This is a genomic window from Chitinophagales bacterium (genome assembly GCA_040877935.1).
In the GTDB taxonomy this organism is placed as follows: Bacteria; Bacteroidota; Bacteroidia; order Chitinophagales; family CAIOSU01; genus JBBDNB01.
In genome coordinates, this window is record JBBDNB010000021.1 from 22593 (window position 1) to 43435 (window position 20843).

At 39.8% G+C, this 20843-nt stretch carries 20 protein-coding genes; 8 read left to right on the plus strand and 12 right to left on the minus strand.

Annotation, left to right across the window (positions count from 1 at the left end):
• Nucleotides 1-123 precede the first annotated feature (123 nt).
• The 3 genes from WD048_05030 to WD048_05040 all read left to right on the plus strand — a co-directional run bounded on the left by WD048_05030 (nucleotide 124) and on the right by WD048_05040 (nucleotide 3108).
• On the plus strand, nucleotides 124-501 hold the full coding sequence (locus WD048_05030) for an STAS domain-containing protein (GenBank protein MEX0811560.1): 378 nt from the start codon (nucleotides 124-126) through the stop codon (nucleotides 499-501).
• Nucleotides 502-1428, plus strand: a complete 927-nt coding sequence (locus WD048_05035; GenBank protein ID MEX0811561.1) for a ribonuclease Z — start codon at nucleotides 502-504, stop codon at nucleotides 1426-1428.
• Nucleotides 1429-1512: 84 nt separating this feature from the next.
• Complete coding sequence (locus WD048_05040) at nucleotides 1513-3108, plus strand: NAD(P)/FAD-dependent oxidoreductase (GenBank protein MEX0811562.1); 1596 nt, start codon at nucleotides 1513-1515, stop codon at nucleotides 3106-3108.
• Here the strand turns inward: WD048_05040 and WD048_05045 are convergent, their stop codons facing one another.
• The 9 genes from WD048_05045 to map all read right to left on the minus strand — a co-directional run bounded on the left by WD048_05045 (nucleotide 3109) and on the right by map (nucleotide 12443).
• Nucleotides 3109-4011 (minus strand): tetratricopeptide repeat protein, encoded by a 903-nt coding sequence (locus tag WD048_05045; protein ID MEX0811563.1) that lies wholly within the window; start codon nucleotides 4009-4011, stop codon nucleotides 3109-3111.
• Entirely contained in the window at nucleotides 4008-5285 is a 1278-nt protein-coding gene (glyA, locus tag WD048_05050; GenBank protein ID MEX0811564.1) for a serine hydroxymethyltransferase, read from the minus strand. Before glyA ends, WD048_05045 begins: the two co-directional genes overlap by 4 nt.
• A 139-nt stretch (nucleotides 5286-5424) precedes the next feature.
• Nucleotides 5425-7665 carry a hypothetical protein gene (locus tag WD048_05055; protein ID MEX0811565.1) on the minus strand — a complete coding sequence of 747 codons (2241 nt, stop codon included), beginning with the start codon at nucleotides 7663-7665 and terminating at the stop codon, nucleotides 5425-5427.
• 57 nt (nucleotides 7666-7722) lie between these two features.
• Nucleotides 7723-9168 (minus strand): choice-of-anchor Q domain-containing protein, encoded by a 1446-nt coding sequence (locus WD048_05060; protein MEX0811566.1) that lies wholly within the window; start codon nucleotides 9166-9168, stop codon nucleotides 7723-7725.
• Between the two features lie 94 nt (nucleotides 9169-9262).
• A complete protein-coding gene (locus WD048_05065) occupies nucleotides 9263-9967 on the minus strand; it encodes a ComF family protein (protein MEX0811567.1) in 705 nt (234 codons plus the stop codon).
• A 153-nt stretch (nucleotides 9968-10120) separates the two neighbouring features.
• Nucleotides 10121-10471 (minus strand): hypothetical protein, encoded by a 351-nt coding sequence (locus WD048_05070; GenBank protein MEX0811568.1) that lies wholly within the window; start codon nucleotides 10469-10471, stop codon nucleotides 10121-10123.
• A gap of 78 nt (nucleotides 10472-10549) precedes the next feature.
• On the minus strand, nucleotides 10550-11215 hold the full coding sequence (locus WD048_05075; protein ID MEX0811569.1) for a metal-dependent transcriptional regulator: 666 nt from the start codon (nucleotides 11213-11215) through the stop codon (nucleotides 10550-10552).
• Nucleotides 11216-11235: 20 nt separating this feature from the next.
• On the minus strand, nucleotides 11236-11655 hold the full coding sequence (locus WD048_05080) for a hypothetical protein (protein ID MEX0811570.1): 420 nt from the start codon (nucleotides 11653-11655) through the stop codon (nucleotides 11236-11238).
• Nucleotides 11652-12443, minus strand: a complete 792-nt coding sequence (map, locus tag WD048_05085; protein MEX0811571.1) for a type I methionyl aminopeptidase — start codon at nucleotides 12441-12443, stop codon at nucleotides 11652-11654. Before map ends, WD048_05080 begins: the two co-directional genes overlap by 4 nt.
• A 152-nt stretch (nucleotides 12444-12595) precedes the next feature.
• Between map and gpmA the strand changes: the two genes are divergently transcribed.
• From gpmA to WD048_05110, 5 genes are all read left to right on the plus strand, one after another.
• Complete coding sequence (gene gpmA / locus WD048_05090) at nucleotides 12596-13342, plus strand: 2,3-diphosphoglycerate-dependent phosphoglycerate mutase (GenBank protein ID MEX0811572.1); 747 nt, start codon at nucleotides 12596-12598, stop codon at nucleotides 13340-13342.
• 6 nt (nucleotides 13343-13348) lie between these two features.
• Complete coding sequence (locus WD048_05095; GenBank protein MEX0811573.1) at nucleotides 13349-14071, plus strand: metallophosphoesterase family protein; 723 nt, start codon at nucleotides 13349-13351, stop codon at nucleotides 14069-14071.
• A 2-nt stretch (nucleotides 14072-14073) separates the two neighbouring features.
• A complete protein-coding gene (elbB, locus tag WD048_05100; protein ID MEX0811574.1) occupies nucleotides 14074-14754 on the plus strand; it encodes an isoprenoid biosynthesis glyoxalase ElbB in 681 nt (226 codons plus the stop codon).
• Between the two features lie 513 nt (nucleotides 14755-15267).
• Nucleotides 15268-16869, plus strand: a complete 1602-nt coding sequence (locus WD048_05105) for an alkaline phosphatase D family protein (GenBank protein ID MEX0811575.1) — start codon at nucleotides 15268-15270, stop codon at nucleotides 16867-16869.
• 95 nt (nucleotides 16870-16964) lie between these two features.
• Nucleotides 16965-17711, plus strand: a complete 747-nt coding sequence (locus WD048_05110; GenBank protein ID MEX0811576.1) for a porin family protein — start codon at nucleotides 16965-16967, stop codon at nucleotides 17709-17711.
• 191 nt (nucleotides 17712-17902) lie between these two features.
• Here WD048_05110 and WD048_05115 read toward each other — a convergent pair whose 3' ends face one another.
• Genes WD048_05115 through rpoN form a run of 3 tightly spaced genes read right to left on the minus strand, consistent with a single transcriptional unit; the run spans nucleotide 17903 to nucleotide 20783 of the window.
• Nucleotides 17903-18682 carry an enoyl-CoA hydratase-related protein gene (locus tag WD048_05115; GenBank protein ID MEX0811577.1) on the minus strand — a complete coding sequence of 260 codons (780 nt, stop codon included), beginning with the start codon at nucleotides 18680-18682 and terminating at the stop codon, nucleotides 17903-17905.
• Nucleotides 18683-18688: 6 nt separating this feature from the next.
• Nucleotides 18689-19312 carry a hypothetical protein gene (locus tag WD048_05120; protein MEX0811578.1) on the minus strand — a complete coding sequence of 208 codons (624 nt, stop codon included), beginning with the start codon at nucleotides 19310-19312 and terminating at the stop codon, nucleotides 18689-18691.
• 1 nt (nucleotide 19313) lies between these two features.
• Nucleotides 19314-20783 carry an RNA polymerase factor sigma-54 gene (gene rpoN, locus WD048_05125; GenBank protein ID MEX0811579.1) on the minus strand — a complete coding sequence of 490 codons (1470 nt, stop codon included), beginning with the start codon at nucleotides 20781-20783 and terminating at the stop codon, nucleotides 19314-19316.
• Nucleotides 20784-20843 lie beyond the last annotated feature (60 nt).

The following is a 20843-nucleotide window of genomic DNA, read 5'->3' on the forward strand; positions in this document are numbered from 1 at the left end:
TAATAATTAGGGGATTAATTTAGTAAAATTGCGTTTATTATTGCTTAAATAATAATTAGCTTTGCTCAAAGACAAAAAAATTTTATTTTAGGCTCAGTGCTTAATTAAATATAATCTCAGGATATGAAGTTTTCATTCGAAAAAAAAGAGAAATACACGCTTTTCAAATTAGAAGATGAAAAGTTAAACACAATAAACGCTCCCAAGCTTAAATCCGAGTTGGTGATTTTAAATGCGGGTGGTGTGAAAAATATTATTCTGGATTTGGGAGAAGTTACTTTTGTTGATTCTTCCGGTCTTAGCGCAATATTGATCGGCAACAGATTGTGCAAAAACATCAATGGCACCTTTGCCGCAGTTAATCTCAATGACTATGTGCTTAAACTTGTGAAAATTTCTCAACTGGATTCTATTTTAAATATCTTCCCTACAATTGATGAGGCAGTTGATTATATTTTAATGGAAGAACTGGAACGTGGCCTGAAAGAAAACAAGGATTAGATGCAATTTGAGCTTACTGTTTTGGGGAGTAATTCTGCACTTCCTGCCCAAAACAGATACCCTACATCTCAATATTTAAACATTCGCAACAATCATATACTTATAGATTGCGGGGAAGCTGCGCAAATTCAGCTCAACAAGTACAAAATAAAGTCTTCAAAAATTGATAAAATATTTATCTCCCATCTTCACGGAGATCATTTCTATGGGCTTCCGGGGCTTTTGTCTTCATTCAATCTCAACAGGAGAACTGACCCCTTGATGATCTTTGCTCCTCCCGGACTCAAGGAGATTATTGAGACCATGTTCAGCCACACAAAATCTTCGCTGAATTATTCATTGGAATTCCAGGAAATAGTACCTAAAAATGGACTGTTGATTTATGAAGATGAAGAAATTGAAGTGCGGAGCCTTGAAATGATCCACCGAATTCCTTGCTGCGGGTTTGTTTTTAAGGAGAAAAAAGAGAAAAGAAAGATCAACAAAGAAAAAATTGAAGGACTGGAGATGTCACACGAATGGTACATCAAGTTAAAAGAGGGGGCAGACTATATCGACAAAAACGACAAGCGCATCCCCAATGATGAGTTGACCGACCCGCCACCTCAACAAAGAACATATGCCTATTGTACCGATACGGCCTACAATGAGAAGATCATTCCATTTATAGAAGGAGTGGATATTTTATACCACGAGGCCACCTTTAAAAAAGACAAAGCTGAACGGGCACTGGAAACCTATCACTCAACAACAGTTCAAGCGGCAGAAATAGCCAAAAAAGCCGGGGTCAAAAAATTGCTGATTGGCCACTATTCAAGCCGCTATGAAGACCTGACTCCACTGCAGAATGAATGTCGAGAAGTATTTGAAAATACAGAACTGGCACTTGAAGGAAATATTCATACCCTACCAAGGATTTTTCAATAGTAATTGGCCCAATGCGCTATATTTAAGTTGAGATAAATTCATTTCCATATAAATCCTTATTTTCAGGGGCTTAATCAAGCACAAATGAGAACAGGTGTTTCTTACAAACAACAACCAATAAACGGCAAATACGATGTAATTGTAATTGGTTCCGGTTTAGGAGGCATGTCCACAGCAGCTATTTTGGCCAAAGAAGGTAAAAAAGTCCTGGTCCTTGAGAAACATTATACTTTGGGTGGCTTTACACACATGTTTACCCGAAAAGATTACGAATGGGATGTAGGTATCCACTACATAGGAAATGTAGAAAAAAAGGAACGCGCATTGCGCAAACTCTTTGACTATATTACAGATGAGCAGTTGGAATGGGCAGATATGGGAGAAGTATATGACCGTATTGTATTTGGAGATAAAGAGTACCAACTGGTAAAAGGAGTCGATAATTTTAAAGCAAAGCTTAAAACATATTTTCCCGATGCAATAGATCAGAAAGCAATTGATGTATATACAGAAACCGTGTACAAAGCTTCAGTAGCAGCTCGCAGCTTTTATGAAGAAAAGGCTCTTCCCGGATGGCTAAGTTTTTTATTTGGCTATTTTATGCGCAGAAAATACCTGAAATACGCCCGCAGAACAACTTTGGAAGTCATGCGCGAAATCACCGACAATAAAAAACTAATTGGTGTGTTGACAGGTCAATACGGAGATTATGGATTGACTCCCTCTGAAAGCAGTTTTGCTATGCATGCAATGGTTGTAAAGCATTATTTCAATGGAGGTTACTATCCCGTAGGTGGTTCGAGCAGAATTGCAGAAACCATATTGCCTGTAATTGAAAAAGCAGATGGCGCAATGTTCAGCAATGCAGAGGTAAAAGAAATCATTATTGAAAAGGGCAAAGCTGTTGGTGTGAAAATGGCAGATGGCAAATCAATTTTTGCAGATAAAATTGTGAGCAATGCCGGCATTGAAAACACTTATGAAAAATTAATACCTGGAAAAATTGCGCAGCTAAACGGGATGAAAAAGCAATTGGATAAAGTACGGCCTTCTGCTTCGCACATGAGCCTGTATATCGGACTTAAGCATACAGCCGAAGAATTGAAAATTCCCAAAGCCAATTATTGGATATATCCTGACAATTATAATCACGATGAAAATCTGCAGAATTTTGTAAAAGACCCTGCTGCGCCATTTCCGGTGACCTATATTTCTTTTCCGGGTGCAAAAGACCCGGATTTTACCAATCGATTTCCGGGCAGATGTACCATTGAGATAATTGGTTTTGCCCCTTATGAGTGGTTTGAAAAATGGGAAGGCACCCGCTGGAAAAAGCGAGGAGCTGAGTATGAAGCATTTAAAGAAGAAATTGCCCAACGCATGCTTAAAGAGCTCTACCGCTTTGAACCACAACTCAAAGGCAAGATTGATACCTATGAATTGTCAACGCCATTGAGCACAAAGCATTTTGCCAATTATCAGCACGGTGAAATTTATGGTATTGCGCACAGTCCTGATCGTTTTGAATTGAAATTTTTGCGTGTACAAACTCCGATAAAAAACCTTTTCCTTACCGGACAGGATATTGTAACTGCCGGAATTGGAGCTGCAATTCTAAGCGGATTGCTCACAGCATCTACTATTTGCGGGAAAAATTTGGGGAAGAAAGTTATCAGCTGATCAATTCCTGAACAGGAATAAAAAGAGCAGTAAAAGCAGCAGTATTAAAGCTAAAAGACCATACAGCCAATAACTGTTGATCCAATCGAGATACATGAGTTTATTTTCAATGGGCTGGATTTTAGCTTGCTCTTCGGGGAAATCTTTTTCAATAATTGCAGCAATTTCTCTGGCCTGCCGGTAATTTCCCTGTTCTGTCATCAGGTTTAATTGCGCATATTTCCATTGTACTTGTTGATCGGAATCAAAAGCCGATTGGTAATCTTCCATTGCTCCCTTTGTATCTCCTCTGCTTTTTTTGATAGCTGCGCGCAAGCCATATGCTTCTGCTGCTTTGCGATGGGTAAGCAAAATATTTAGGTCTTTGAGAGCAGCAGCGGTATCATTCAATGCTAAATTGGCTTTTGAGCGATAGTAGAGTGTTTGCAATAATCCGGGATCTAAAAGCAAAGCCTGGTCTAAAATCAGCTTGCTTTGCCCAGGATCTTCCGGGAGTAATAATCGGCCTTTGAGCAAAAGCATATCGGCATTTTTTTCTCCATCGGGAACAGTACTTAACCACAGGCGGGCACTGTCTTTCATTTCCGAATTGTAGGCACACCACACCGCCAGGCTCAATAAGCGTTTTTGCTTTTTCCAGTATTTGATCTGCTTTATGTTTTCTAAACACAATCTTGGATTGCTGTCATTATAATGACTCAATGCCAGGTTGTACAGCGCAGCCTGATTATCGGGTTTTGCTTCTAAAAATTGAGCGAAATATTCTGCTGCAATTTCGAAGTCACCTGCTTTTAATGCATTTTCTCCTTTTTTAAAAAGAGTCGAGGGTGCTTCAGATGCAAGTGTATTTAAACTGCTGAAAAGCAGCACGAAAAAAAACATGCATGTGATCAGCCATTTCACAACTCAGGAAATAATGGAAATTTTGAGGCAAAAGTATTGATCTCTGCTTTGGTCTTTTCGGTCAGCTCACGATCTTCCCGATTTGAGATCAGTAGGTCTATCCAGGCGGCAACTTTTTCTGCTTCATTTTCTTTCATGCCGCGTGTAGTTATGGCTGCTGTTCCAATGCGAATGCCTGATGTTACAAATGGAGATTTATCATCAAAAGGCACCATGTTTTTGTTTACCGTGATATCGGCTTCACCGAGCAGTGCTTCAGCTTCTTTTCCGGTAATATTTTTATTTCGCAGGTCAATCAGCATCAGGTGATTGTCCGTACCATCTGAAATGAGTTTGTAATCTTTTGAAGTGAAATAAGCGGCCATCGCTTTGGCATTTTTAATTACCTGAAGTGTATAATCTTTAAATGCCGGCTTCAGTGCTTCGCCAAATGCCACAGCTTTAGCGGCAATAATATGTTCTAAGGGGCCGCCCTGTGTGCCTGGAAATACTGCTGAATTGAGTATTGCCGACATTTTTCGGATGCTTCCTTTTGGTGTTTTCAAACCAAATGGGTTGTCAAAATCCTTTCCCATCATAATAATACCACCTCTTGGTCCGCGCAGCGTTTTGTGAGTAGTGGAAGTTACAATATGGCAATGCGGCATGGGATCCTTTAATAGCTTAGAAGCAATCAAACCTGCGGTATGTGCAATATCTGCCAGCAAGATTGCACCAACTTTATCGGCAATGGCTCTAAAACGCTCATAGTCCCAGTCGCGCGAATAAGCTGATGCTCCACAGATGATGAGTTTTGGCTTTACTTCCATTGCTTTTTCCTCCACTTTATCCATATCTATGATTCCTGAGTCTGCTTCAACTCCATAGAAATTTGGCCGGTATAATTTTCCTGAAAAATTCACGGCAGATCCGTGTGTCAGGTGACCCCCATGAGAAAGGTCAAAACCCAAAATGGCATCTCCGGGATTCAAAACTGCAAGCATTACAGCTGCATTGGCCTGTGCGCCCGAATGCGGTTGTACATTGGCATATTCCGCGCCAAAAAGTTCACAAAGCCTGTCAATAGCAAGTTGCTCCGATTGATCTACAAATTCACAACCACCATAGTATCTTTTTCCCGGATAGCCTTCTGCATATTTATTGGTCAAAACACTCCCGGCTGCTTCCATTACAGCCTTGCTGGTAAAATTTTCAGATGCGATCAGTTCTATACCTTCTATCTGTCGCTTTTTTTCTTTTTCAATGATATCGAACAATTGCTGATCTCTTGCCATTTTCTTCTTTTGTGCTTATTTATAAAAAAATTACTGCCGTAAATTTAAGCAATTATAGGAGTGTAAGTGTAATGCATCAGGTTTTGAAACAATGCTTTTTTAGCAAATCGCTACAGCATTATTTTTCAATCTCTAAAATTCAATTTTTATCCGGGCTAAAATGCTTTCTCAACCTTTCAATACCGTATTGTATATGCGGTTGTTCGAGCGTTGTAAGAATATCTTCTTTCTCTTTGGATGTGAGGTGTAAATTGAGCGATGCTTCCTCTTCTTTGGTTTTTGGGCGGTATTCAAAAACAATATAATCGAGTTTGCCATCCAGCCATTCCTCACCAAAGCTCAGCAAGTAGTTGTGCTGATAGTCCTGTACTTTAAACATATTGGTGTATAAATTGCTGATCGGGTCGAGGAATAGATTGGTAATGGTATTACGGTCATATTTCTCTACTTCTATGTTTTTCCCCACAATTCTTGTTTGCAGTAAAATCACACCGCTTGTATTTTCTTTTATCCATTCTTTAAAAACCTGGATAAATCGAATAGAGGTTTCTATTCCATAATTATCGCGAAATCCGGCATCTGAAACTTTAATTTCAGGTGTGCTGGGCAGTGCAATGTTTGGCAGAATATAGGGGTAACTTGCATTCATTCTTATAGACGTGCTAAGCCGGAGATCAAGAGGCTTGTGCTTTTCAAAAAGCGATAGAAAGTCCACTCCGTCCACATCTTTGTAATCAGGCTGATAGTGCTTGTTGAATGGGCGCATCAGGTAGCGCACAGGTGTTGAGGAAATATAGATTTTGCGCTCGTCATTAATGATAGTCGGGGAAGTAATAAGCATAGGAATAACACCTGTTTCAACATATTCTTTATAATCTCCGAGGCTTTTATCTATGGCATAATTGGTGTTGATGTGAAATTGTTTTTCAAAAGAATAGCCACGATCGAGTTTGTATTTTTTGTTGCCAATAGTGATTTTGTGAAAGGGATAAAAAAGATCGTTTACAGCAAAAGTGAAAACAATAGGATTGAGCATATCCTTTGAGATGTTATTGGTGTATTTCTTGTCATATAATTTTATGGTGTCGTTCATTTGCTTTTGCAGATATATTTCCCTGATATATGCAGCAGACATCATTCCTCCAGACGCACCACACATCAGGGCACTGTGGTCCATGATTTTTCCATTAAAAACGCTGTCTAATTTTTGCATCAGGCTAAAAGCAAATGTTGTAGAGCTCAACCCGCCACCGCTAAAATTGGTGATGATCATTTTGGGTTTTTTCTCCCCGGTTTTTTTCTTCCAGGCCTCCAGTGTTTTTATGGTATTGGCTTTGTCAAATTCTATATTTTCCCTGGAAGCTATGGAATCCAAAACACCAAGGGAATAATTTGCAGGAGCTTGATTGTAATCAATTCCAAAAGCCTGGCTGTTTTGATTGATAACCTCGTTTTTTATCAAAAAATTAAGTCCTACTAATAGCAGGATTATAATAAAGGCACGCCATCTCAAAAACCAAAATTCAAGAATGCCCGACAGGGATATTAAAATAGTAACAACCAAAAGTGCACTTGCACCTGCCGGAATTTGAAACAAGGGATTGTCCACTACAAAACTAAAACCGAGCAAAAGCAAAATAGAGATTATCTGGATTGTTAGTGCATTGGAGTGGTTCTGCTCAAATACTTTTTTAATCAAATCACTATTGTAATGTTGCACTTCTCTCGTTGTCCGTATTTTTAATGAGGTGCTTAAATAAGTCCTGACTGAAAACTCACCTGCTTCCTTGCTTTTTTCCTGCCAAAGCAAATTTTGGCGAATTTTCATTTTATTTTCAAACTGCGCTACTTCTTTAATTTTATTGCCAAACATGCTGAAAATATTCCTGTTGGTGGTTTGAAAATAAATGGCAGAAAAAACCACATTGGCAACAATCCCTGCAAGAAAACCCGAGATATCTATGAGGATAAACTGGTATTTGATAAATTCGCTCTTCATCTGAAACTTGTACACCAAGATGATGTAGGTGATAATAAATGCAAGGGGAAGCAACGCATTGTTAAGGCAATAAACAGCAAAAGGTCTTTTAAAAGTGGCGAGAAATGGAAAGTAATTGCTATTGAGGATATAAGTAGTGATATTCCACACCATAAAAAACCCCCCAATTGCAAAGCCCAGTAGGGCAAAACTCAGAAAACTCACTTCTCCCAAATATTCGGGATCTAAGAAAAGATAGGCAATGCCAAATTCATTGCCGAGCTGATTGCTGATAAAAAGAAAGAGCATCACCCAAAACAACAGCAATATCTGATGTTTTTTCACATGCAGAATCAGCAATTGAACAGGAAAGAATTGATAAAAGCTTTTTAAGATGCTCAAAATTCAAAGTGATTTGGAGCAAAATAAAACAGTTTTTAAAAAGTAAAAAGTTTTGTGTCAGTTTTGATTTTCATAACAGCCAATATCCGGGTTGCTTCCGCGCATATTTCCTGCTAAATCCTCACTGATTATTTGTGGAGAATTATCCCCCCCGGCATCTATAGCAGGGGATCCGGGGTTTAAAGTATAATCTCCTTCAGGGCGATCAACAAATTGAGGATCTTCATTAAAAATAGTATTTGGAAAAAATTGTGGCAGCGTATCAATTTCCGAACGTACCAGGCAATGGTCAAAAAGTGCATCGAAAGGCACCCCCTGGCCAATATCTCCAAACTCTATTTCGTTTTCAAGCGATCCGTAAATAATGGAGTTGTAAAACTTAGCATCTAAACTTGCAGGAAATATTTGTGTTTGTCCTTCACATTCTACTCCTGCTACATTGCTCATAAAAACAGAAGGCGTTTGGTGATTAATAGCTGCGCTTCCATAATTGGCAAAAGTACAATGTACAAATTCATAAGCACCTCCAAAACCCAGTGATACCAAATAATCTCCGCTATTATAAACAAGCAGATTATTGGCAGATATAGCAGAAAAAAATCCTGCTATGCCTGTTCTAAGGCTATTGCTGATAATGGTGTTTTCTATCATAAGATCCGGAGCGTTATCTGCTCTGAACACTTCGCTAAAACGACAGGCACTGTCTAATGCAGCGGAACCCACTGAAACGCCAAAATTTGCATTTCTGATTTCCGCATGGCGGATATAAGAATTTTCACTGCCGCGCAAAATACTGATGCCCGGCCATTGCCCGGGCAGATCATCATAAAACTCCTCCAGTCGAGTTCCCTGAAATGAGACAGGATTCTCCCTGTTTCCTTCAACCTGGAGGGTGCCTTCAACAAAAAAGCCGGAATTGGGCCCCACATAAATGCGCACGCCTTCTTCAATTCTCAAGAAGCAATCCTCAGGAACCAAAGTATTGTTTAGCAAAACATAGGGTTTGTCATTGGTCCAGGTTTCATCGCAGATTTCAGCTGCTTTGTAAAAATTGGCATTCTGCCCCCATGCACTGAGCACTGCTGTCTGCCTACTGCCATTGGTGTGAAATTCCACCTCATCGGCAATAATAAAGGGATTGTTCAAATTAGTGGGATCAACCGTTACTTCCACAAAAATATAAATACTGTCGCGCGGCCCGATTTCCACATCCCTGGCCTGATTACCAGACACTCCGTCAATATTCAATCTAAAATTTGAGCTGTTGCTACCTACAAGATTAATCTCAGCTATTTTTACCGAAAGTTTATTGTCATTAAATACTTTCAACGCTTTGGTAGTAGAACCCAGGGTTGTAAATACCGTATCGAAACTCAGGGTATCTTCAGAAAATCGCAATACCTCTCCTCCTTCTGTGAAAAAGCGATCTTTACGGCAGGAACTTGAAAAAACAAGCACACAAGCCAAAACAGAAAACAAGGTGTATTTTATGAAAGTCTTCAAGCGAAGGAGTACATATTAAGTATTGATAGAAAATTTTAATTACGCCTTTGCTGGCGTATTTATTGCACAAAAATAGGATTAATAGCCGTGAAAATCAGGAATGGGCATAGCCAATTACAGCAAGGCTGACTTTGGCAGCTTCTGCGCGGTGCAGTTGCAGTGCACAAGCCTCTAAAGTTGAGCCTGTGGTAACAACATCATCCACCAGCAAAATGTGTTTGCCTTTTACTTTGTCTGTTTTTTCTACTGAAAATATTTTACTGACATTGTCCCAGCGCTGGTACTTGCTTTTTTTGGTCTGGCTCTGGCTGAAGATGTTTCTTTTCATTACCTCACCCGACCAGGGAATGCCCATAGCCTCTGATAGTCCGGCTGCAAAAAAATCACTTTGATTGTAGCCTCTTATTTTCTGCTTTCTCTTGTGCAGGGGAACGGGAATTATCAAATCAAATGCTTTGTGAAAATCTACGTGTTTTAGTTTTAGGCCATAGTTTTTGCCTACAAACATCCCGACCTCTGTTTTGCCGTGGTATTTCAATTGATGCATCAACTTTTGAATGCTGCTTTTTTTAAAGAAGAAATATGCGGCCAAACAATATTGAATGTCAATTCTGCCCCAAAACAGTTTAGACATCATATTGGGTTCGTGCAAATGAAAATCTGTTTCCGGCAATTGGTCACAGCAGTGCAAACAAACTATTTCCTCTCCATTCAATAAGCGATGACCACAAGCACGACAATTGTCCGGGAAAAACAAATTGAGCAGGTCGCTGAAAGCAGGAAGGCTTGTCGTATTCATTTTCCGCTTTTTGAAAACTCGATATAGCTATTGATAATTCAAATAAATATAAGCAAATTATTCATGCTATGAATTACTGCAGAACAGAAATAAAAAAAGCAGAGCGTCCATAGGACAACTCTGCTCAGTTATTTAGTGATTTGCAAAAAGATATTATAAAATAGTCCCTACACGAGCTGATACAAATTCTTTAACACTCTCGTCAGAGACTTCAAGCTTACCATCTTTTAGAATGGTTACTTTAACTTGCTTTCCTTTGGTATTTGTTGCTGATACATATACAAAGTTGCCTTTAGGGGCATTAAACTTAAGGTTCCAGTTCTCAGCATTTTTTACCACTTCAGACTCACCATCTTTGTTTCTGTAGGAGACTGTACATTTGTCACATTCCACTTTATATTCTACCTGATAAGAAGCTTTATCTGAATCGCTGCTTTTAAAGGCGAGAAAGCCAAGTGAACTTACGGAAATAATGCCGATTAAGGCGAAAGCTGATTTCTTCATTGTTTGTGCTTTTTTGATTTAAGGAATACCCTCCCTAATACGCGAAACAGAACAAAGAGTTACAATAGGATAAGTTTTTTACTTAATTTTTTTGACTATCAGATTTTTGCAAACCTTGTGGCTGGTGAAGACGCTGGTATCATTATTGATCTTTATTTGCCTGGATCCATCGTAATCATTGCTCTCCAGTACTTCGACTTTGGATTGTATGGCAATATTGAGTTTGTCTAAGTATTGTAAAAATTCAGGGGATTGCTCATTTACATTTACTATAATTCCTTTGTCACCGTTTTCCAGTTCGCTTAATTTTTTTTCTTCGAAATAAGGGATGTTCCCATCTTTATCGGGAATAGGATCTCCATGCGGATCGTAGCGAGGAAAGTTGAGAAATTGATCGAGTCTTGATGTGAGCAAAGGAGAACTTACATGTTCCAGCTCTTCGGCTACTTCGTGCACCTGATCCCAGTTAAAATTTAATTTTTCTACCAGGAACACTTCCCAGAGTCTGTGTCTTCGCACCAAATCAATTGCTACATCATTACCCTTTGAAGTAAGCTTTACACCTTTGTATTTTTTATAGCGCAGCAAATCTTTATCGGCAAGCCTTTGGAGCATATCAGTTACAGAAGCCGCTTTTGTTTTAATTTCACTTGCTATTGCATTGGTGGAAATGTTTTCAAGGCTATTTTCAGAGAGTTTGAAAATGGCTTTGATATAATTTTCTTCTGTGATTGAAAGCCCCATGTTCATACTATAAAGTTATATCAATTGCCCCTGAGTTTGTCCCAGAAGCTTTTCTTTTTGCGCTGCTTATTGCTTTCTGAGTTTTCTCCTCTGATTTGCTGTATAATATTATCCCAACCGGGAAATCCCCCAAGGTTTCTGTCATCTATAAAGAGATCTGCATGAATTTTACGGCTTGTATTTTCATCTAATTTTTCACCTGGATAGCTCTCGTTAACAGCAAAAAATTCAATGCCATTTTTTCTGCAAAATTCTACAGCTTCTTCTAATAGAGGACCGGCACGATATGTCCAGAGAATTAATTTGTGCCCGTCTTCCTGCAATTTTTTTAAGGATGAAAAAGCAAAGAGTTTTTCTTTACCAATTTTTGGATACTCGTGATCTACAATAGTCCCGTCAAAATCAACGGCAATGGTTTTTGATTCAATATTGTAATTCATGCTTTTTCATGTTTCACTATCCCCAGTGCTTCTTCTACATAATCAAAAGTAGATAATATTTCAGGTTTCCCATTTACTATAGCCACATTGTGCTCAAAATGTGCAGAGGGTTTTCTGTCGGCAGTTACAATGGTCCAGCCATCAGAAAGTTGCACCACTCGGTGCGTTCCCATATTGATCATTGGTTCTATGGCCAAAACCAATCCTTCCTGTAGTTTTTTGCCTTTTCCGCGCTTGCCGTAATTGGGCACTTCCGGATCTTCGTGCATTTTCTGACCCAAACCATGTCCTACCAATTCTCGAACCACTCCATATCCAAAACTCTCGGTGTAGCTTTGAATAGCATAGGAAATATCACCTACTCTATTGCCCTCGCGCATTTGCTCTATGCCCAGATAAAGGCTTCTTTCCGTTACTTCCAGCAATTTGTTTACTTCATCTGACACCTCGCCCACTTTAAAGGTATAGGCATGATCGCCATAATAGCCATTCATTTTTACGCCACAATCAATGGAAATAATATCGCCCTCTATCAAGGGTTTTTCGCTGGGAATGCCATGCACTACTTGTTCGTTCAGCGACATGCACAAAGAATTTGGAAAATCGTACAAACCCAAAAAACCGGGTACGCCTCCATGATCTCGAATAAATTCCTCCGCTAACTTATCTATACTCAAAGGAATGGCTCCTGGTTTTACTTCTTTGGCAATAATTCCAAGTGTTTTAGAAACCAATTGCGCACTTTCCCTTATCAATTCTATTTCTTCCTTTGATTTATATTGAATCATCTAAAACTTATTTAGGCTCAAAGTTAATGCGAAAACTACTGTGGGACAATTATTCTATTTTTAGTAACCTGAGTTAGATAATTATTTAATCATTACATGCTTTCCATAGATAACACTTGATTGTTTTTAACTTTGCATGATAAGCACAAAAGATGAGAAAATTAGTATTACTGAGACACGGGCAGAGCACCTGGAATAAGGAAAACCGATTTACGGGCTGGAAAGATGTAGGGCTGACCGAGCAAGGAGAAAGGGAGGCCAAACAAGCCGGAAAGATTCTTAAAGAGGAAGGTTTCAAATTTGATATGGCCTATACTTCAGTTTTGAAAAGAGCCATTAAAACACTGTGGATTACGCTAGAGGAAATGGATCAGATGTGGATTCCCGTTATCAAACACTGGCGACTGAACGAGAGGCACTACGGGGCTTTGCAGGGATTGAACAAAGCTGAAACCGCAAAAAAATACGGTGAAAATCAAGTCTTGGTTTGGCGCAGAAGTTATTCCACCCCACCTCCTGCTTTGAAAAAGACCGACAAAAGATATCCCGGAAATGATCCGCGCTACAAATTATTGGGCAAAAAAGATATTCCCGTGGCAGAATGCTTGAAAGACAATGTGGCTAGAACGCAGCCCTATTGGGAAGGAGAAATTTTGAGGGATATTAAATCGGGCAAAAACATTTTGATTACCGCGCATGGAAATAGCCTACGATCCATTATTAAAATGTTGGATAATGTTAGCGAGGAGGAAATCCTGAAAATAAATGTACCCACGGGCGTGCCTTTGGTTTATGAATTGGATGATGATTTAAAGCCCATTCGACATTATTACCTGGGCGATCAAGATGCAATAAAAGCTGCTATGGAAAGTGTGGCCAATCAAGGGAAAGCTAAATAAAAGCCTATGCCGAACCCCTCAAAAACCAGCAGAAAATCTCAATGGGCCATCTCCGATATTCACGGATGTGCCGATACTTTTAGGGCATTGGTGGAAGAACAAATCGGCCTTTCAAATATCGAAACGCTTTACCTTTTGGGCGATTATGTAGATCGTGGTCCCAACTCGAAAGGTGTTTTTGATTATATTTTTGAATTAAGGGGAAAAGGACTGCCCGTACATTGCCTTATGGGCAATCACGAAGATTTGATGTTGGATTCAGTGAAATCTCCAGAGGATTTTGAACTGTGGATGAAAAATGGCGGTGAAATAACGCTGGACAGTTTCAATGAGTGGAGCGTTAATGATATTGGTGAAGTTTATTTTCAGCTCATTCAAAACACGCAATTATTCATTGAACTAGAGCATTATTGGCTGGTACATGCCGGCTTTGAAACAGCAGATAAAAACCCCTTTGAAAACAGGCGCATGTTGCTTTGGAAAAGAAATATGGAATATGATGCGGCCTTGTTAAAAGGCAAGAAAGTAATCCATGGACATACGCCCACACCTTATACTGAAATCAAAGAGAAAATTGAAAACGAGGAGATGGTGATAAGCATTGATGGTGGTTGTGTGTATAAAAACAGAAGAGGCATGGGACATCTTTGCGCTTTAAATTTAGGCAATATGGACTTGGTCGTTCAAAAAAATATTGATATCATACCCGAGAAACCAAATCAACATTAAAAATGAAAGTAGCAGTATTATTATCAGGCAGTGGCGTATATGATGGTTCTGAAATCCATGAAACGGTCTTAACGCTTTTGGCCATAGAGAAAAATGGTGCAGAATGGTTTGGCATTGCGCCCAATATCAATCAACACCATGTGGTGAATCACCTGAATGGCGAGGAAATGGACGAGAAGCGCAATGTATTAATAGAATCTGCACGAATAGCGCGTGGCAATGTGAAAGATTTAAAAGAAGTCTCAGCCGATGATTTTGATGCATTGGCCATTCCCGGAGGTTTTGGCGCTGCAAAAAATTTGACCAAATGGGCATTTTCCGGTCCCGAAGGAGAAATTGACCTGGAAGTAAAGCGCATTATCAATGAAACAATTGAAGCCAGAAAACCAATTGCGGCCATGTGCATGGGGCCAACCGTAATTGCAAAAGCCCTGCAAGGCAGCAAGCTAAAAGCCAAATTAACCGTGGGTACTACGGAGGAAAAATCTCCATACGATATTAAAGCCATAAGCCAGGGCATGGAAACTGCCGGAGCTGTAGCAGAAATGAAAACAGTACAGGAACAAGTGATTGATGAAAAGCTGAAAATAGTCAGCACGCCCTGTTATATGATGGATACCAGTGTGGCGGAAATTGCAGCGTCTATTGATGCGACCATTAAAAGGATGATGGAGTTGGGATAGGTTTTTAGTATCCTAACCTGGACAAGCCAGAACCAAAGAGGTAAGATCAAAAGAATTGTCAACCATAACCCAGCAGTAGCACAATCCCGCAGTAGCCACAAGGCATGCCTTGTGGCTACTGCGGGATTGCCTTGTGGCTACATTGGCTACCTAAACAGACCTAAAATTTAAATTTGGTAAGCCCTGACAATGATAATCACCATTTCATGATAAGCTATTGATTTTCATTCGTCAAATTATGCAATTGAAAAGCAATTGCATAATGTGGGATAAAATAATTTCCTTCTGAATGACCAATGTTTACAAGGCTTTTCATGGGGCATGAAAAATATTCTGCTAAAAAATGGTTGAAATTGAACCCTAAGGTACTAATTCAACAACAATGGATTTGTAATCAGCAATCCTGAAACAATTACGCATTTTTTCACATAAATTTACTCATGTGAAATGAGCACTTTTCCAGCAAAACATGTACATTGTAAGGCCAATTAAAAGACCTTAAGATTGTACTTGTTGCATTTTCTGTTTTCAATTTCCTGGATATTAATCAGTCTTTCTCACTTACAGGCAGAAAATCCGCTGGATGCGCTAAAAAATCCAGAACTCTCGCCATTTTATTATGGCGTAGCATCGGGCGACCCGCTTCAGGATCGTGTGATTCTTTGGACAAAAGTAGATGTTGAAAACAGCCCGGACAGTATTTCTGTTTTCTGGGAAATTGCCCGGGACACCGCTTTTAAAGACATTGCCAACAGCGGTACTGCCATATCCCATAAAGCAAATGATTTCACCGTAAAAGTAGATGCCAACCGGCTGCAATCCAATACCTGGTACTATTATAGATTCAGCTTTGAGGAAACATATTCATTGACAGGCAGAACGAAAACCCTCCCTGCTGATGGAGAAGTAGATGCCGTTAGGTTGGCTGTGGCAAGTTGCCAGGATTATGAATTTGGCTACTATAATGCTTATAAAAGCATGGTCGATAGAAATCAAGCAGATGCTGTGGTTTTTCTCGGAGATTATATCTATGAATATGGCAGCTATGCACTCAAAGAACCCACCATAGAGTTTAGAAAAAGACGGGTGAGGTACAACTATCCCGAACATGAAATTGTAAGCCTGGAAGATTACAGAAACCGTTATCGCCTCTACCGGCTCGATTCAAATTTAAGGGAAGCCCATCGCCAATTTCCCTGGATATGCGTGTGGGACGACCACGAGCATGCCAACAATGCGTGGCGAACGGGCGCTCAAAACCATCAACCCGAAACAGAAGGAGATTGGGAAGAAAGATTGGCGCGTTCCATAAAGGTATATCACGAGTGGTTGCCCATACGACTGCCGGAAGAAGACAAGCCCATAAAAATTTACAGGAATTTTGAATTTGGAAAGCTCTTCAATTTGCTGATTTTAGATGCGAGAATAATAGGAAGAGACAAACCTGTGAGTAGAAGAATTGATATAAAAGATACGCTGCTCAATCAAGAAAATCGGTATTTATTGGGTCTGGAGCAAATGCAATGGATAGAAAATACGCTGGCAAATTCTGAGAGCGAATGGACCATCCTGGGGCAGCAAATTATGATGGCGCCCCTTTTGATTAAAAACCCGATTTTCGACAAAACCAAAGTTGGCAACAGCGATCAATGGGATGGCTATCCACAAGAGAGAAATAGGCTTCGCAGCATTGTTGAGCAAAACAATATTGACAATTTGGTGGTGCTGAGCGGAGACATCCATACGGCCATAGTCAGTCATTTGCCCAAAAGCAATTTCAGGCGCGGAAGACTGGCCAATAATTGGGGTGTGGAGTTTGTTACACCTTCTATCTCATCAAGAAACCTGGAAAAAAGAATGCTGCTCTTTAAATTACTTACAAGGAGCTTCAATCCCAATATTAAATTTTTGGACCTTTTTGCCCACGGCTATTATATTTTAGATATCAGAAAAGAAAGTGTGCAGGCCGATTACTTTTTTGCCAACAGGATAAAGACACGCATATTCAAGGAAAGAAAAGTGCGCAGCTACTATGTGAATAACGGCAAAATGCGGATTAGAAAAAGCAGGAAAAAGGCAATGACCAGGCAAAATTATCCACCCTTGGCACCATAAGTTCTGTTTTTTATCGGTAATCATTAAGCCCCATCATCTATAAGCCTTTATTATTTGCGGATAAAAGCTAAATTTGTGGCTTGAAAAACATAGCTATGAAATATTTTCTTCTTTTAATTTTTTCTTGTATTAGCATCGCGCCATCTTTTGCCCAGGAAGATACAGCAGAAGATGATTTCTCCAAATCAAAGGAAAAAGCTCAGACTACCATTAATGAAACTGCCAGCCGCGACCGAGTGGTTGTGGAATTGACCTTTGACAACTGGTTTCACAATGTCGATAGCCTGCAGACCAAATGGCATTCCCTTGGATTTAATTTTCATTTCATGTATGACATGATCATTAAAAAGTCCAGGTTCAGTTTTGCGCCTGGTATCGGTATTGGTACCAGCCATATCTACAACAATTCAGAAATCGTAAAAACCGATTCAACGAGTTTTTTCAGACCTATTGGCGATGGCGACCAAAAAGGTGGTTATACTATGGATGAACTCAAGGGCAATAAACTCACACTGGTTTATCTGGATGTGCCATTGGAATTGCGCTACAGGGCTAAACCAAACAACAATAACAAGGCTTTTAAAATGGCCATTGGAGTAAAAGGTAGCGTACTGGTTCAGAGCCATACTAAAACACGCTTTACAGATAGCTTTGGCGATACCAAAAAAATTAAGGACATCAACCAAAAGGATTTGTTGAAATTCAGAGCAGCAGCTACTTTCAGAATTGGTTATGGCCCCTTTAACGTACTTGCAGTGTACAACCTGACCAACCTTTTTAAGAAAGATCGCGGCCCCATTGTTACCCCATTTTCGCTGGGGATATCGTTTAATGGATTGTAGGATTTAGTTGACCAGTAGATTAGTTGCCTGGAGAATTAGTATGGTCTTAGGCATATTATTTTTCCTCCCATCCTTTCAAGAATCCAATATTTGTCTGTATTTTAATTTACTGGCGTTTTTTTTGATTTCCAAAATTCGCCAGAATTCCTCTATTCATAGCGCCCTCGCTACGAATCAATAAAACTCTCCAATTATTCCCCTTTAAACTCAGGTTTTCTTTTTTCCAAAAAGGCCGTAGTGCCCTCTTTGTAGTCTTTGGAATAACCAGCCATTTCCTGTCCGTAGGCTTCTTCCTGTAGCATGGTATCCAAATCGGAGTGAAAGGATTTGTTCAGCATTTTTTTCATAATGCCTATGGCTTTGGTAGGCGCTTTGGCATAATAATCGGTGTATTCCTTTACCGCAGCATCCAATTCTTCGGAAGGCACCACTTTATTGACCATACCCAATTCCAGTGCATCTGCTGCGCTAACTTTGGTGCCCATCGTACTCAGCTCAAAAGCTTTGTTGGAGCCCACAATTCTGGGCAGAAAGTAAGAAGAGCCGGAATCCAGCACCAAACCGATATTGACAAATACTTCTATCAATTTCGCATTTTCGGCAGCCACCACTACATCAGAAGCCAATGCCAGCGAACAACCTGCACCTGCTGCCACGCCATTCAGGCGACAAACAATAGGTTTGGGCATATTGCGCATCAGGCGGATAATGGGATTGTAGCGTTTCACCACCGATTCGCCCAGGTTTCTGTTTTCAGCACCCTGCACATCTTTAAGGTCCTGCCCTGAACAAAATGCTTTGCCTTCTCCCGTAAGCACTACCACCCGAACATCAGGGCTTTTTGTTACTTCTTTCAGGGCTTTTTGCAGTTCAAAACTCAGCGCATCATTAAAGGCATTATAGACATCGGGGCGGTTTAAGGTAATGTATCCTACGCCTTCTTTAATTTCTAAGATAAGTGTATCGTACATGGTATTTTAGTTTAAAAAATTTAAATCAATATTGAACGCTATAAACTGACAGGCAAAGCCAATGGCATAACCCATAAATACTTCAGCATTATTGTGCGCTTTCAGTACCAGTCGGGAAGTACCCACCATTCCGGCAACAACTATAACAAGTGCAAGCGGCCATTCCAGGTTATAGCTCGACATAAAAGTGAGCGCAACAAGCAATGTAATAAAATTGCCAAAAGCCAGGGTATGCACACTTATTTTTATAAAAAGATTGAAGAAAAAAGCGGCAAATACGGAAAGGCTGGCTCCCAGCATAATATCATTGATAAAGCCACCTATACCCAGGCTTTTAACCACCATAAATGTCCAGAAATAAAAAATGGAAATGGCGATAAATGGGATGATACGTTCTTTGCGATCGCTCATTTCATATGAATTGATAAAATTCAATTTCTTCATTAGGAAGATCACCAATATGGGAAAAATGAGCGTATTGGTGGTTATGGTTGCCAATAGTCTTACTACTTCCTCGCGGGTAAGATTGGACAAAAAATGCGGGTAAACCAAAGCGATCAACAAAAGTGCGTAGGAAGGCAGCAGCATGGGGTGAAAAAACACGGAAAGCAGGTATGCAAAAGCCTTCATCTCAGAGTTCTTTTCTTAAGCGGGCAACAGGAATGCCCAATTGTTCGCGATATTTAGCTACTGTTCTTCTGGCAATATTGTAGCCTTTTTCCTTCAGTCCTTCCATTAGTTTTTGATCAGAAAGTGGTTTCTTTTTGTTTTCAGCCTCTATCATATCTGAAAGTATGCTCTTTACTTCACGGGTTGAAACTTCTTCCCCACTGTCAGTAGAAATGGATTCCGAGAAAAAATATTTCAGCGGGTAAATGCCAAATTCTGTTTGTACATATTTGCTATTGGCCACCCTCGAAATAGTAGAAATGTCCAGGTTGGTCATTTCAGCGATATCTTTTAGGATCATGGGTTTTAGCTTGGTTTCATCCCCGCTGATAAAAAAGTCGTACTGCTTTTTCATCAATGATTGCATGGTTTTCAAAAGCGTCTGCTGACGTTGTTGAATGGCATCGATAAACCAGCGGGCTGCATCTATTTTTTGCTTGATAAAAAGCACTGCCTGTTTTTCATTGCTGTTTTTGCTGTTTTCCGATTTATCATAAGCTTCCAGCATATCTTTATAATCCCGGCTTACAGAAAGCTCGGGTGCATTTCTGCCATTTAGGGTCAGTTCCAGCTCCCCGTTTTTGTTGTTGAGGAAAAAATCAGGGGTAATGTACTGTCGTTCTTTTGATGAAGAAGCATAGGCACTTCCGGGTTTGGGATTCAGCTTTAGAATTTCATCCAATACAATTTTTAACTCGTCTTCATCCAGGTCCAATTGTTTTTGAAGTTTGTCGTAATGTTTTTTAGAAAACAGTTCAAAATATTTACCAATTACCTGTTTTGCTTTTTTAATAATGATATTCTCATTTGCTTTTTCAAGCTGAATCATCAGGCATTCCTGAAGATTTTGCGCTGCCACTCCGGGCGGGTCAAATTGTTGAATTTGCTGAATTATTTCATTGACTTCATCGGCATTTACTATAATGTTTTGACCAAAAGCCAGATCATCGGTAATGGCCGCTGCATCTCTACGCAGATAGCCATCGTCATCTATGCTGCCAACTATTTGCAAAGCGATTTTTTCTTCCTGTTCATCCAGGTTTAGCAGACCAACCTGGTCAACCAAATATTCGTGAAAGGTACTTTGAACCGAAACAGGATATTCCTTATCCTCATCATCGGCAGAATAATTGTTGCTACGGGTTTTATAGTCCGGAATATCGTCATCATCGTAATACTCTGACAAGTCAATATCTTCTAATTCATCGGTAGCAACCTGTTCATCTTTTTCTTCTGCTTTTGTATTTTCCGGCTCCTGGGCATCAAATTCTTCCTGCTCATTTGAACCTTCTTCCAAAGCAGGATTGGACTCCAATTCCTCCTTAATGCGCTGCTCCAATTGAGCTGTAGGCACCTGCAGCAATTTCATCAGTTGAATTTGCTGAGGCGAGAGCCGCTGTAATTGCTTTTGTGAAAGTTTTTGATGTAACATTTCTGTTGCTTTTAGCCTTATATTCTAAGGCCTGTGCCAAAATTATAATTAATTTAGCAC